Annotated in this window: 12 protein-coding genes; 7 read left to right on the forward strand and 5 right to left on the reverse strand. The window is 69.3% G+C overall.

Going from position 1 to position 13,060, the window contains the following annotated elements; translation table 11 throughout:
- Positions 1-84: 84 nt before the first annotated feature.
- The 5 genes from K5L01_RS02600 (at position 85) to K5L01_RS02620 (ending at position 4,772) form a co-directional block, all read left to right on the forward strand.
- A complete protein-coding gene (locus K5L01_RS02600) occupies positions 85-564 on the forward strand; it encodes an FKBP-type peptidyl-prolyl cis-trans isomerase (protein WP_425603849.1) in 480 nt (159 codons plus the stop codon).
- A 145-nt stretch (positions 565-709) separates the two neighbouring features.
- Positions 710-1,924: a DUF418 domain-containing protein gene (locus K5L01_RS02605; protein ID WP_250061677.1), complete on the forward strand. Its 1,215-nt coding sequence runs from the start codon at positions 710-712 to the stop codon at positions 1,922-1,924.
- A gap of 159 nt (positions 1,925-2,083) precedes the next feature.
- Positions 2,084-3,439 (forward strand): glutathione-disulfide reductase, encoded by a 1,356-nt coding sequence (gorA, locus tag K5L01_RS02610; RefSeq protein WP_250061679.1) that lies wholly within the window; start codon positions 2,084-2,086, stop codon positions 3,437-3,439.
- Positions 3,440-3,517: 78 nt separating this feature from the next.
- The gene (locus tag K5L01_RS02615) at positions 3,518-3,982 is read left to right on the forward strand and encodes an MGMT family protein (RefSeq protein WP_425603815.1); all 465 of its coding nucleotides are present in this window, start codon (positions 3,518-3,520) and stop codon (positions 3,980-3,982) included.
- A 124-nt stretch (positions 3,983-4,106) separates the two neighbouring features.
- Positions 4,107-4,772: a rhomboid family intramembrane serine protease gene (locus tag K5L01_RS02620; RefSeq protein ID WP_250061680.1), complete on the forward strand. Its 666-nt coding sequence runs from the start codon at positions 4,107-4,109 to the stop codon at positions 4,770-4,772.
- Positions 4,773-5,247: 475 nt separating this feature from the next.
- Here the strand turns inward: K5L01_RS02620 and K5L01_RS02625 are convergent, their stop codons facing one another.
- Complete coding sequence (locus tag K5L01_RS02625) at positions 5,248-7,257, reverse strand: M13-type metalloendopeptidase (protein ID WP_250061683.1); 2,010 nt, start codon at positions 7,255-7,257, stop codon at positions 5,248-5,250.
- A 226-nt stretch (positions 7,258-7,483) separates the two neighbouring features.
- Positions 7,484-9,577, reverse strand: a complete 2,094-nt coding sequence (locus K5L01_RS02630; RefSeq protein WP_250063425.1) for a M13 family metallopeptidase — start codon at positions 9,575-9,577, stop codon at positions 7,484-7,486.
- A gap of 529 nt (positions 9,578-10,106) precedes the next feature.
- Here K5L01_RS02630 and apbC point away from each other — a divergent pair.
- Both apbC and dcd read left to right on the forward strand, forming a co-directional pair.
- Positions 10,107-10,946, forward strand: a complete 840-nt coding sequence (gene apbC / locus K5L01_RS02635; RefSeq protein WP_250061685.1) for an iron-sulfur cluster carrier protein ApbC — start codon at positions 10,107-10,109, stop codon at positions 10,944-10,946.
- A gap of 118 nt (positions 10,947-11,064) precedes the next feature.
- Entirely contained in the window at positions 11,065-11,652 is a 588-nt protein-coding gene (gene dcd, locus K5L01_RS02640; protein WP_250061687.1) for a dCTP deaminase, read from the forward strand.
- Positions 11,653-11,730: 78 nt separating this feature from the next.
- On the opposite strand, the gene K5L01_RS02645 is transcribed toward dcd, so the two are convergent.
- From K5L01_RS02645 to K5L01_RS02655, 3 genes are read right to left on the reverse strand one after another with little or no spacing between them, the layout of a single operon-like run.
- Positions 11,731-11,898 (reverse strand): LiaI-LiaF-like domain-containing protein, encoded by a 168-nt coding sequence (locus tag K5L01_RS02645; protein ID WP_250061689.1) that lies wholly within the window; start codon positions 11,896-11,898, stop codon positions 11,731-11,733.
- Positions 11,899-11,928: 30 nt separating this feature from the next.
- Positions 11,929-12,351 (reverse strand): HIT domain-containing protein, encoded by a 423-nt coding sequence (locus K5L01_RS02650; protein ID WP_250061691.1) that lies wholly within the window; start codon positions 12,349-12,351, stop codon positions 11,929-11,931.
- Entirely contained in the window at positions 12,348-13,007 is a 660-nt protein-coding gene (locus tag K5L01_RS02655) for a dienelactone hydrolase family protein (RefSeq protein ID WP_250061693.1), read from the reverse strand. The genes K5L01_RS02650 and K5L01_RS02655 overlap by 4 nt, the downstream gene beginning before the upstream one ends.
- Between the last annotated feature and the right edge of the window lie 53 nt (positions 13,008-13,060).

Consider the following 13,060-nt stretch of genomic DNA (forward strand, 5'->3'; position numbering starts at 1 on the left):
ACGGCTGTCATGATGGCGATCCAGCCGTCGGCCGGCAAGGCCGTCTTCTCCCCTGCCAGCGGGCAGCCACCTCAAGAGTTGCGCATGAAGATCGAAAAAGACCGTGTCGTCCGTTTCCATTACACCGTTTCGGAAGTCGGCCAGGAGCCGATCGAAAGCTCCAGGGACCGTGAGCCGATGGCGATCCTGATCGGCCACGGCAACATCATCCCGGGGCTGGAAACGGCGATGATGGACAAGGAAGCCGGCGAGAGCTTCGGCGTGGACGTGGCGTCGGCCGATGCCTATGGCGAGCGCCGCGAGGGCCTGACCCAGCGGGTGCCGAAGAAGCATTTCGGCAACGGCCGCCTGGTGCCGGGCCAGCAGGTGATCCTGCAGACCAACTTCGGTCCGCGCGCGGTGACCGTGCAGAAGGTCGGGATGACCGTCGTCGACGTCGACCTGAACCACCCGATGGCCGGCAAGGACCTGCATTTCGACGTGGAGATCGTCGAGGTCCGCGAGGCCAGCGAGGAAGAAGTGCAGCACGGCCACGTGCACGGCGAGGGCGGCCACGCGCACTGACCCGCCAGCGCGGACGCCTGCCAGCAACGGCCCGCCCAGTGCGGGCCGTTGCCGTTCCAGGCGTGCAGTCCGGCTCCACGGGGCGCCGCCGCAGGACGGCGCGGTTCCTCCATAATCGGCCCCGGCCGCCTCCGGAGTCCGCACCGTGTCCACCCCCGTATTCCAGCCGGTCGCGCCGGACGAACGCATCGCCACGCTCGACGTGCTGCGGGGACTGGCGCTGCTGGGCATCCTGCTGATGAACATCGAAGGGTTCGTGGGTCCGCTGGACCTGGCCGGCAGCGGCATCGATCCGCAGTGGCAGGGCCTGGACCGCTGGGCCGACGGTCTGGTCTACGTCTTCGTGCAGGGCAAGTTCTTCACCCTGTTCTCGCTGCTGTTCGGCGCCGGTTTCGCGGTGATGGCGCAACGCGCCGAGCGCAGCGGGCGCGATTTCACCCGCATCTACCTGCGCCGCAGTCTGGGCCTGCTGGGCATCGGCCTGCTGCACGCGCTGCTGGTCTGGTCCGGCGACATCCTGTTCGCCTATGCCTTGCTCTCGTTCCTGCTGCTGGCCTTCCGTGAAGCACCGCGGGAATGGTTGCCGGCGATGGGCGTGCTGGCCTACCTGGCGGCGCTGGGATTGATGCTGCTGCTCGGGGCGATGATGACGCTGCTGCCGGCCGACGCCGCGGGCACGCAGGCGGACACGGCACTGGCGGCGATCGAGGCGCAGCGGCAGGCCTATGGCCATGGCAGTTACGGCGAGGCCGTGCGGCAGCGCCTGCACGATTTCGGAAACGCGTTCGGCGCGTTGCTGGTGGTGGGGCCCGAGGTGCTGGGCATGTTCCTGATCGGCAGCTGGTTCGCGCGCAGCGGCGCCCTCGCGCAGCCGGAAGCCCACCAGCGCCTGTTCGCATGGCTGCGCTGGGGGGCGATGCCCGCGGGCCTGGCGCTGATGCTGGCCAGTGCCTGCTACCAGCCCTGGTTGGCGCCGGGGCGGTTCGACCTGCGCTCGGCGGCCGCCTATGCCGCGACCTCGCTCGCGGCACTGGCGATGTGCCTGGGCTACCTGGCCTTGGGGGTGCGCTGGAGTGCCAGGCTGCAGTGGGTGGCGCCGGCCGGGCGCATGGCCCTGAGCAACTACCTCGGGCAGTCGCTGGTCTGCACGCTGGTGTTCTACGGCTACGGCCTGGGCCTGTTCGAGCAGTTGGGCCGGGCCGGGCAGCTGCTGTTCGCGGGGCTGCTGTTCGCCGTGCAGGTGGTGCTCAGCCGGGCCTGGCTGCGGCATTTCCAGTTCGGGCCGATGGAGTGGCTGTGGCGGGGCCTCACCTACTGGCGCTGGCCACCGCTGCGGCGCGGCCCGCCTGCAGGGGCGTGAGCCGGGGCGCTGCAAGGCGCATACACGGCGGCTTGGCACCCGGGCATGGCATGCTCGATGCCTGCCACGAAACATATGGGAGTGCCCCCCGATGCTCGAGTCCGTCACCGCGCGCCTGTTCCCGACCGCTTGCCGCGGGTCCCTGATGGAGGCGCCGCGATGAGCACGCAGACGGCCGATGTGATCGTGCTGGGCGGTGGTTCCGGCGGCTTGGCGGCATCGTTCCGGGCGGCCGCGCACGGAGCCCGGGTGGTGATGCTGGAGCCGTCGGCGCTGGGCGGTACCTGCGTCAATGTCGGATGCGTGCCGAAGAAGGCGATGTGGCTCGCGGCCGACCTGGCCGAGCGCATCGCGCTGGCGCCGGCGCTGGGGTTCGCGGCGGCCGCGCCGGTGCCGGACTGGGCACCCCTGCTGCAGCGGCGGCGGCAGTACATCGACGGTATCCATGCCAGCTACCGCAAGCGGCTGCAGGAGAACGGGATCGTCCATCTCGCCCAGCGCGGGCGCCTGCTCGATGCGCGGACGGTGGAGTGCGAGGACGGGACACGCGTACAGGCTCCGCAGATCGTCCTGGCGACCGGTTCGCATGCACTCAGGCCGGCGATTCCCGGCGCCGGGCTCGGCGGCGTTTCGGACGACTTCTTCGCGCTGGAGGCAGCGCCGGCGCAGGTGGCCATCGTCGGGGGCGGCTATATCGCGGTCGAACTGGCCGGGGTACTGCGCGCGCTGGGCAGCGCGGTGACGCTGCTGGTGCGTGGACAGCGCCTGCTGGGCGGGTTCGATGGCGAACTGGCCGAACAGCTGGCCGAGGCCATGCGCCGGCAGGGAATCGTGCTGCAGTTTGGCAGCCGGCTGCAGGCGCTGGAGGCGCAGGCGCGCGGCATCGGCCTGCGGCTGCAGGGTGAAGAGGACACGGCGGCGACCGTCGCCGATACCGTGCTGTTCGCCACCGGCCGGGCGCCGAACAGCGACGGCCTCGGGCTGGAGGCCGTAGGCGTGGAACGGGACGACAAGGGCGCGGTGAAGGTCGATGCGTATCAGAACACCTCGGTGGCGGGGATCGCCGCGGTGGGTGACATCACCGCACAGGCGATGCTGACGCCGGTGGCGATCGCGGCGGCCCGGCGGTTGATGGATCGCCTGTACGGTGGCCAGCCCGACGCGAAGCTGGATTACGACGCTGTTCCCAGCGTGGTGTTCTCGCACCCGCCGCTGGGCAGCGTCGGCCTGAGCGAGGAGCAGGCCCGGGCGCGTTTCGATACGGTCACCACCTATCACAGTCGCTTCCGGCCGATGCTGCAGGCGCTTGCGGGGGGCGAAGGCCGCAGCCTGTTCAAGATGGTCTGCGCCGGTGCGGACGAGCGGGTGGTCGGGCTGCACCTGCTGGGCGAAGCCGCCGACGAGATCCTCCAGGGGTTCGCGGTGGCGGTGAAGGCCGGCGTGACCCGGCGGCAGATGGAAGATACCGTCGCGATTCACCCGACCTCGGCCGAGGAAGTGGTGCTGATGCGCTGAGCCGGCGGCCGCCGCGGCCATGCTCGTGCCGCAACGCGCCGGGTATGCTGGCTCCCGTATCCAGCGGGCATTGGCGGAATGGTGGTTCGACGAAATGCAGCGGCTTCCCGTGCCGGCGCCCCTGCCGGGCAGCCGGCAGAGGCGCGTGTACGCGATCGCGGGACGCCGCCGCAGGGGAGCCCCGATGCGCATGCGCGGATCCTTGCGGTGATCCATGGCATCCCGGCGGGACAGGTCATGGGATACGGCGCGGTGGCCGCCAAGGCCGGCTTGCCGGGCCGGGCACGGCTGGTCGCCCGGATGCTGGCCGGCAATGCCGATCCCGCACTGCCCTGGCACCGCGTGCTGCGCGCGGATGGTCGTGTCGCGCTGCCGGAGGGGTCGGCCGGCTGGCACGAACAGTGCCGGCGGCTGCGCGCCGAAGGCGTGGAGGTGGACCGGGGGCGGGTGCGGCGTCCCGCACCGGCCGCCGACCTGGATGCGGAGATCTGGGGACCCGTCGACGGCCCGGGAGGCCCGCGCGGCGGCCGCCCGCGGCGCTGACCGGGCAAGCCCGGCGGTGGCGCGCACGGCCTGCCGGGAACCGGCAGGCGACTGCCGGCCAGCGGTGGCGTGGGCGGGGTGGGGGCTGCGGCTTATCATGGCGGCAGTCTCCAAGGATGCCGCCATGTTTTCCCGACTGCCCACCGTCACCAAGGCGTTGCTGATCGCCAATATCGTCCTGTTCGTCCTGCAGCAGCCGTTCCTGCTGGGGATGGCGACCTTCGACCCGTTCATGCTCTGGCCGATCAGCCCTGGCGGCTTCGATCCCTTCTCGCCCGGGCAGAACTTCCAGCCGTGGCAGTTGCTGACCTACGGCTTCCTGCATGGCAGCTTCGGCCATCTGTTCTTCAACATGCTGGCGCTGTTCATGTTCGGTGCACCCCTGGAACTGACCTGGGGCGAAAAGCGTTTCGCCACCTATTACCTGGTCTGCGTGGTCGGTGCCGGCCTGTGCCAGCTGCTGGCGGCGGCCCTGGTGGACGGCGGCGCGCCGGTGCTGGGAGCCTCCGGCGGCGTGTTCGGCCTGTTGCTGGCCTACGGGATGCTGTTCCCCAACCAGCGGGTGATGCTGCTGTTCCCGCCGATCCCGATGAAGGCCCGCACGTTCGTGATCGTGTTCGGCGCCATCGAGCTGATGCTCGGGTTCACCGGCTGGCAGCCGGGAGTGGCCCATTTCGCACACCTGGGCGGCATGTTGTTCGGCTGGCTGCTGATCCGTTACTGGCGCGGGCAACCGCCGTTCAACAAGCCCGGGGGCGGGCGGCCGAACCACCTGCGCCGGGTGAAGTGACGCACGCCATCGCGCAGGGCATCGCCCGATGGAAGGCATATCCCGGCGCCACGGAAAGCGGGACCGCCGCGATGCTGTGGCGCCGTGCCGTAGCCGGCCGGGATTCGCGGTGGAGCCCAGCGGGGCGTGGCCCCGCTCTACAGGCGGGTGGCGTGCCGTGAGTTCGTGGCGCCGGGCCAGGGCCGGGCGTTTGCGATGAAGCCCAGCGGGGCATGGCCCCGCTCTACAGGTGGGGGAGGCCGTGAGCCTGTGGTGGCGTGCCGCGCCCGGCGGGGCGTTTGCGATGAAGTTGCAGCCGTGCGTGGTTCCGGTCTACAGGCGGGTGACGGCCGTGGGTCTGTAGCGCCGGGCCGTGCCCGGCGGGATCTTGCCGAGGGAGCGGCAGGGCGTTGTCCCAGGGGCGGGGAGGTGCCCGCAGGCGGGGCAATGAAAAAGGCCGCGGTTTCCCGCGGCCTTTTCTGTGCCGGTCGGCGGCTCAGCGCCAGAGCTTGATCTGCTCGGCCTCGTCACGCTGCATCGGCTGGCCCGGCTTGCACTGGAAGGCGGTGCCGAAGGCCGGCAGGTTGGCCAGCGGGCCGTTGGTGCGCCACTGGCCCGGCGCGCGCGGTTCGGCGGTCAGCCGCTGCAGGGCTTCGTTGGGCGCCAGCTGCTGCGCCCACAGGCCGGCCCAGGCCTGGAAGAAAGCCTGGCGGTCGCTCTGTCCGGCGTCGGGCTGGGCCGCGGTGAACGCCTCCCAGGCGATCTCCACGCCGGAGAGGTCGGCCATGTTCTCGTCGCGGGTCAGTTCGCCATTGACCTTCGCGTCCTTCACGCCCGGGAAGGCATAGCCGGCGTACTGCGCGGCGACCTGGTTGCCGATCAGCGTCCAGGCGCTCTTGTCGGCGGGCGTCCACCAGCTGCGCAGCTCGCCCTTGGCATCGACCAGGGCGCCCTTGGCGTCGATGGCCCGGCTGATCTCGTGGGCGACCAGCGCCCCGAAGGCGCCGAACCTGGCGGCGGTGCCGGCGGCCTCGCCGAAGATCGGTGCCTGGAGCGTGGCGGCGGTGACGATCAGGCGGTTCTGCGCCAGGTCGTAGGCCAGCGCCGGCTGCTGCGGCAGCACGTCCCAGCGGCGGTCGGCGTTGCCCTTGCCGATGCGCTTCATTTCCTGGGCATGGCGCCAGGTCGAGGCGATCAGCATGTTGCCGCCGAAACTGCCACGGCCCATGGGCTGCACCGTGTAGTCCAGGTCGCGCAGCGGCTTGCCGATCTCGATCTTGAGGGCGGCCAGCTTGGCTTCGGCCTCGGCCTTGGCGTCCTCGCTCATCCAGGTGCTGCGCTTGACCGCGGCGATCTGCGCCTCGCGGACCTGGTCGACCATCAGCGCCGCCTGGCGCAGGGTGTCGCGCTGGACATGGCGGGCCACGTACTCGTGGCCCAGCATCGGGCCGGCCGCGACATTGATGGCGTCGAGCACCTGCTCCCAGCGGGCCGGGGCGATGACCTCGCCGCGCAGCACGCGGCCGCGGAACTCGAATTCGGCGTCGCGGTAGGCCTGCGAGAGATAGGGGGCCATGGCGTCGCCGACCCGCCAGCGCAGGTAGGCCTTCCACTGCTCGGCCGGCAGGCGGCCGATCATGCCGTTGAGCTGCTGGAACAGTGCCGGATCGGACAGCGAGACGAGGTCGTCGTTGACGCCCTGCGCCTTCAGGAAGGCATCCAGCTGCAGGTTGCGGTAGCGGCCGGTGATCTCGCGGGTGGCCACCGGGGCGTAGTTGTTGAACGGATTGTTGATGCCGGCCAGCGGCTGCGCGGTGCGCGCCAGTTCGGTTTCCAGCTGGATGACCAGGGCCGATTCGGCATCGAGCCGCGCGGCCGGGGTGCCGGTCAGCGCCAGGATCTGCTTCACGTACGCGCGGTAGCGCGCCATCAGCGCGACGGTATCGGCGTCGGTGCGGGTATAGAACGCAGGATCGGGCAGGCCCATGCCGCCCTGCATGAAGTAGCCGATGTGGCGGTCCAGTGCCTTCAGGTCCACGTCGGGGGCGAAATTGAACGCCACCGGGATGCCGACCTGGTGAAGGGCGGCGATCGAAGCCGGGATGTCCTTGGCCTTGCGGATGGCGTTGATGCGCGCCAGCAGCGGTGCGATCGGCTTGGAGCCGTCGGCCTCGACCGCGGCTTCGTCCAGGCCGCTGGCCCAGAAGTCGCCCAGCAGCTTCTGCACATTGCCCTGCGGTGCGCCCATCGCCTGTTCGAGCAGCTGGCGCTGCTGCTGGCGGGCGGTATCGGCCAGCGTGCCCAGGACGGTCACCGCGCCGGTCTGCGGTACCGGGGTGGCCTTGAGCCAGTCGGCATTGGCCAGCTCATGGAAATCGGTGCAGGCCGGGCTGACCGCGGGTGCCCGCGAGGGTGCCTTCTTGCGCGCGGCATCGGCGCCGGGAGAGGACAGCATGGCGACCAGGCCAAGGGCCAGTGCCAGGGAAAGCGGGCGAGCGTTGGGCATGTGCAACGAATCCATGGAGGATTGAAAGTGGCCGGAGTTTATCAAGCCGCCAGCAGGGAAAGTGCGTCGCCGCGGTTTGCCCGGACGGGAAGCCTGGGATGCCGCGCCCGGGTGCCGTTCCGGCGGCGCCGGGCCGCGATGCGGGGCACATCGCGACCGCGACCGGGCCCCGGAAAAACGAAAGCCCGGAATGCTCCGGGCTTTCGTTGCGGCCAGTACTGCCGGCTTACCAGATCACCACCTGGTCATCGCCGGTGCGCGCCATCGGCGCGCCGGGCTTGCACTGGAACGCCGCACTGAAGGCCGGCAGGTTGGACGGCGCACCGATGGCACGGAACTGCGCCGGGGCGTGCGGGTCGGTCGCCAGGCGCACCCGGGCGTTCTCCGGGGTGTACTTGGTGCGCCACACCGTGGCCCAGTTGAAGAAGAAGCGCTGATCGCGGGTGAAGCCGTCGATCTTCGGGTCCTCCTTGCCGTCGCTGGCCTTCTGCAGGGCATCGTAGGCGGTGGCCAGGCCGCCGAGGTCGGCGATGTTCTCGCCCAGGGTCAGGTGGCCATCCACGTTCTGGCCGTCCACCTTGTAGGCGTTGAACTGCCTGACCAGCTTGCCGGTCAGGGCCTCGAAGCCCTTGCTGTCGGCGGGGGTCCACCAGTTCTCGAAATTGCCGGTCGGGCCGAAACGGCTGCCCTGGTCGTCGTAGCCATGGGTCATCTCATGGCCGATCACCGCGCCGATGCCGCCGTAGTTGAGGGCATCGTCGGCATCGGGGTCGAAGAACGGCGGCTGCAGGATGGCGGCCGGGAACACGATCTCGTTCTGCAGCGGGTTGTAGTAGGCATTGACGGTCTGCGGGGTCATGCCCCATTCGGTCTTGTCCACCGGCTGGCCGATCTTGGCCAGCTCCCACTTGTAGTTGAACGCGGTGGCCGCGCGGATGTTGCCCAGGTAGTCGTCGTGGGTGGTCTGCAGGCCGCTCCAGTCACGCCACTTGTCCGGGTAGCCGATCTTCGGGGTGAAGGTCTCCCACTTGGCGACCGCCTTGGCCTTGGTCTCGTCGCTCATCCAGGCCAGGTTCTCGATGCGCGCTTTCAGTGCGGCGGCGAGGTTCTTGACCAGTTCCTCCATCTTGGCCTTGGCCTCCGGCGAGAAGGCGACCTTGACGTACAGCTGCCCGAAGGCTTCGCCGGCATCGTTCTCGATGGTGCCCAGCACCTGCTTCCAGCGCGGCTTGTTCTCCTTCTGGCCGTTGAGCTCGCGGCCGTAGAACGCGTAGTTCTCCTGCACGAAATCCTTGCTCAGGTACGGCGAGGCACCGTCGACGGTGTGGAAGCGCAGGTAGGCGCGCCACACGCCCGGATCGGTATCGGCCAGCATCGTGCTGACTTCCTTGTGGAAGTCCGGCATGGCCAGCGAGAACGTTTCCGGCGCGGCGATGCCCTGGGCCTTGAAGAACTCGCTCCAGCTGAAGTTCGGGGTCAGCGCATCGGCATCGGCCACGGTGACCGGGTTGTAGTAGAGCGATACGTCGCGCGACAGCTCGACGCTGGACTTGGAGGCCTTGGCCAGGCGGGTCTCGAAGGCGACCACGTCCGCTGCCTGCTTGGCGGCGTCGTCTGCGGCGACACCGGACAGTTCGAGCACCTTGGCCACGTGCGCCTTGTAGGCGTCGAGCTTGTCGGCCTTGCTGGCGTCGGTGTAGTAGGTGGTGTCCGGCAGCCCAAGTCCGCCCTGGCTGGCGTAGGCCAGGTTCATGGCCGAGTTCTTGAAGTCCGCCTCCGGGCCGAAACCGAACAGCACGTTCTCGCCCTTGGCGGCGGTGGTGCGCAGGTACCCGGCGATCGCGGCGGTGTCCTGGAGGCCATCGATGGCCTCCAGGTCGGCCTTCAGCGGGGTGATGCCCAGTGCCTCGATCCGGGCTTCGTCCATGCCGGACGCCCAGAAGTCGCCGACGATCTTTTCCACGCCGGTGGCGTTCTTCAGCGCGGCGGCCTGCTCGGCCAGCTGGTGCTGCACGGCCACCGAGCGCTCGTCGAGGATGGTGAAGGCGCCCCAGCTGGTGCGGTCGGATGGAATCTCGTTGGCGTTCAGCCAGGTGTCGTTGACGTAGCCACCGAAGTCGGTGCAGGCGTCCTTCCCGGCATCCAGGTCGGCGGCGGTGAACGCGTTGTAGGCCGGCAGCTTGGATTCGTCCAGCTTCAGCTCGCTGGCGGCGGTGGCGGGGGCTCCGGCGTCGGCCGCCGGGGCAGGGGTCTTGTCGCAGCCGACCAGCACGGCCGAGACGGCCAGGGTCAGCAGGAGAATCTGGGGTTTGCGAACGATCACGTAAGGCCTCCTGGCCGGGTGCTATGCAAGGGATCCCCCGGTCACGGGGGTGTGGGCAAAAGATACGCCTGTAACCGTGAGCGCAGGGGTGTCGAAGGTCATGACGGTCCCTGCCATGCCGCCGGCAACAGCGGGGTGGGCCGGCCGGAAAAACGACAGCCCCCAGCAAGGGCCGGGGGCTGTCGAGGACGTCCGCACCTGCCTGAACAGGACGGTTGATGGGCGGATGCCGCTCTGTCAGAACCGGTAGGTCATCGGGGCCAATCAATAAACATGAGCATGCGGTGGGCGTCGAGGCCGCACATGTCGATGCTCCGTGTACCGATGCCGTCTTCGGTCAGGTTATTGTCGAATGCCGTGTCGATGCCGGAGTTTAGGCGCAACGATGCTGGGGATATGCAGGAGCTCGATGACCGACGATCTGTCCGACCGACATTGGGTTCTCGCATTGGGTTCTCGTTCTTCCAGTGGTCCCGGATAAGCGGCAGAATGAAGGCCTGCTTTCTGAAGGACCACTGCGCTTTCCATGTCTGTCATTGCTCGAGCTCCCCAGCCCGGCCTTTCCCCCCATCCCCGGATCCGCAACGTCATCGCGGTCGCATCGGGCAAGGGCGGGGTGGGCAAGTCCACCACGACGGTCAACCTGGCCATGGCGCTGTGCCGGGCGGGCGTGCGGGTGGGGGTGCTGGATGCGGACATCTATGGCCCCAGCATCCCGGCGATGCTGGGGCTGAGCGGGCGGCCGGAGAGCCCGGACAACAAGTCGATCGAGCCGATGCGGGCGTTCGGGGTGGAGGCGATGTCGATCGGCTTCCTGGTCGACCAGGACTCGCCGATGATCTGGCGCGGCCCGATGGCCACCTCGGCCCTGACCCAGCTGTTCAACGATACCCGCTGGGACGACCTGGACATCCTGCTGATCGACCTGCCGCCGGGGACCGGCGACATCCAGCTCACGCTTGCGCAGAAGATCCCGGTCGCCGGGGCGGTGGTGGTCACCACGCCCCAGGACATCGCCACGCTGGATGCGCGCAAGGCATTGAAAATGTTCGAGAAGGTCGAGGTTCCGGTGCTCGGCGTCGTCGAGAACATGGCGGTGCACACCTGCAGCGCCTGCGGCCATGTCGAGCACCTGTTCGGCGACGGCGGGGGACGGCGCATGGCCGAGCACTACGGGGTGCCGCTGCTGGGGTCGCTGCCGCTGGAGATCGGGATCCGCGAGCAGGGCGATGCCGGCACGCCGATCGTGGCCGCGGCACCGGAATCGGCCGCGGCCAGGGCCTACGTGGCCGCGGCGGAGCAGATGCTGGAGGCGCTCGGCAAGCGTCCCCGTGCCAGGATTCCGATCGTGTCCTCGCTGACCTGAGGCGGCCCGCCGGGCCTGCGGCCGGTCGCAGGCACGCCCGGCGGTGAGGGCGGGGCCGGCCGGCGCCGGGTGCGACCGGCTAGAATTCCGCCTTCCACACGATCTGTCAGGACCCCGAATGAGCATCAAGAGCGACCGCTGGATCCGCCGCATGTCCGAGCAGCACGGCATGATCGAGCCGTACGAGGCCGGGCAGGTCCGGTTCGCCGACAGCGGCGGGGCAGACGGCCGGCGCATCGTCAGCTACGGCACGTCCAGCTACGGCTATGACGTGCGCTGCTCGCGCGAGTTCAAGGTGTTCACCAACATCAACTCGACCATCGTCGATCCCAAGCACTTCGACCCGAAGAGCTTCGTCGACATCGAGGCCGACGAGTGCATCATCCCGCCGAACTCGTTCGCGCTGGCACGCACGGTGGAGTACTTCCGCATCCCGCGCGACACGCTGGTGGTGTGCCTGGGCAAGAGCACCTACGCGCGCTGCGGCATCATCGTCAACGTGACGCCGCTGGAGCCGGAGTGGGAGGGCCACGTGACCCTGGAGTTCTCCAACACCACGCCGCTGCCGGCACGCATCTACGCCAACGAGGGCGTGGCGCAGATGCTGTTCTTCCAGGCCGACAAGGACGATGTCTGCGAGACTTCGTACCGCGACCGCGGCGGCAAGTACCAGGGCCAGACCGGGGTGACCCTGCCGCGCACCTGAGCGGCGGCCGCGCCCGCATCAACGGCGAAGGGCGCGGAATTCCGCGCCCTTCGTGTTTCCGGCGGCCGGGGCTGCTTGCTACTTGCCGCGTCCGAACAGCATGCCGATGCCCACGGCCACGAGGATGGCCGGCCACCAGGTGGCCAGCATCGAACCGATGTTGCCGTTGATCCAGCCCAGGTTCTTGGCCAGGAAGAACAGGCCGACGGCGATCAGGATCAGGGCGGCGATCAGGTTGGAGCGCATCGACTTGCGTTTCCTTGCGTGGAGTGGCCGCTATCGTAGCCGCTGGCGCCAGATTTCGACACGCTCGGCCAGCACCGCCGGATCGAAGCGCTGGGCCTGGCCGCTGCCCCATACCGGTCCCGGCCAGGCGGCATCGCCCGGATACCGGCCGACCAGGTGGATGTGCAGTTGCGGCACGATGTTGCCCAGCGCGCCGATGTTGAGTTTGGCGACCTGCGGCTTCTGCTTCAGGTGGCGCGAAACCTGGTTGATCTCCGCCAGCAGCAGGCGCTGCTGGCCGCCATCCAGGTCGATCCATTCGCTGGCACCGGGTACGCGGGGGACCAGCACGACCCACGGAAAGCGGTCGTCGTTCATCAGGCGGATCTGGGATAGAGGGCCGTCGGCGATCAGGACACTGTCGGCGGCAAGGCGGGAGTCGAGCTCGAAATCGGACGTCACAGCTTCGGTCATCGCAGGGTCTCGCTGAAGAAGGCCAAGGTGCGTTCGCGCGCCAGTGCGGCGCTTGGAGCGTGGTAGTGCGTGCCGACCTCGCGGTTGAAGGCGTGGTCGGCCGGGTACACGTATACCTGCATCGACGGTTGCTTTTCACGATGCGCTGCAACGGCGGCCGCCGGGATCGAGGCGTCCTGCGCACCGAAATGGAAGATCGCCGGGGCCTTGAACGGGGTGTCCAGGAACGGCACGTTGCGCGCGCCGTAGTAGCTGGCCGAGGGCAGGCCCAGCCGCTGCGCGGCGAGCAGGGCGATGGTGCCGCCCCAGCAATAGCCCACGGTGCCGACCTTGCCGTGGCCGGCCAGGGCGCGGGCGGCGGCGGCCACGATGTCCAGCGCACGGTCCACGCCCAGTTCGTCCACCACTGCCTTGCCGCGGGCGGTGCCGGCGGCGTCGTAGTCCAGTTCCAGCCCGGGCTCCAGCGGGTCGAAGAGCGAGGGCGCCAGCACCGCATAGCCATCGCTGGCGTACCGGTCGGCGACGCCGCGGATGTGGGCGTTGGCCCCGAAGATTTCCTGTACCACCACCAGGCCGGCGTGTACGCGGCCATCGGGCAGGGCCTGCCAGGCGCGTACCGGGCCGTGGACGGTGTCGAGGGTGATCCAGTGGCTCATGGGGACTCCAGGGTGGGGCGCAGGGGGCCACCCCATGTTAAGGCCGCCATCGG

Source organism: Stenotrophomonas mori (assembly GCF_023556335.1).
Classification (GTDB): Bacteria; Pseudomonadota; Gammaproteobacteria; order Xanthomonadales; family Xanthomonadaceae; genus Stenotrophomonas; species Stenotrophomonas mori.

Coding starts and splice junctions, on each gene's coding strand:
- K5L01_RS02600 (WP_425603849.1), top strand. CDS start 85: ATGAAGATCGAAAAAGACCGTGTCGTCCGTTTCCATTACACCGTTTCG.
- gorA (WP_250061679.1), top strand. CDS start 2,084: ATGAGCACGCAGACGGCCGATGTGATCGTGCTGGGCGGTGGTTCCGGC.
- K5L01_RS02615 (WP_425603815.1), top strand. CDS start 3,518: ATGGTGGTTCGACGAAATGCAGCGGCTTCCCGTGCCGGCGCCCCTGCC.
- K5L01_RS02620 (WP_250061680.1), top strand. CDS start 4,107: ATGTTTTCCCGACTGCCCACCGTCACCAAGGCGTTGCTGATCGCCAAT.
- K5L01_RS02625 (WP_250061683.1), bottom strand. CDS start 7,257: ATGCCCAACGCTCGCCCGCTTTCCCTGGCACTGGCCCTTGGCCTGGTC.
- apbC (WP_250061685.1), top strand. CDS start 10,107: ATGTCTGTCATTGCTCGAGCTCCCCAGCCCGGCCTTTCCCCCCATCCC.
- dcd (WP_250061687.1), top strand. CDS start 11,065: ATGAGCATCAAGAGCGACCGCTGGATCCGCCGCATGTCCGAGCAGCAC.
- K5L01_RS02645 (WP_250061689.1), bottom strand. CDS start 11,898: ATGCGCTCCAACCTGATCGCCGCCCTGATCCTGATCGCCGTCGGCCTG.
- K5L01_RS02650 (WP_250061691.1), bottom strand. CDS start 12,351: ATGACCGAAGCTGTGACGTCCGATTTCGAGCTCGACTCCCGCCTTGCC.
- K5L01_RS02655 (WP_250061693.1), bottom strand. CDS start 13,007: ATGAGCCACTGGATCACCCTCGACACCGTCCACGGCCCGGTACGCGCC.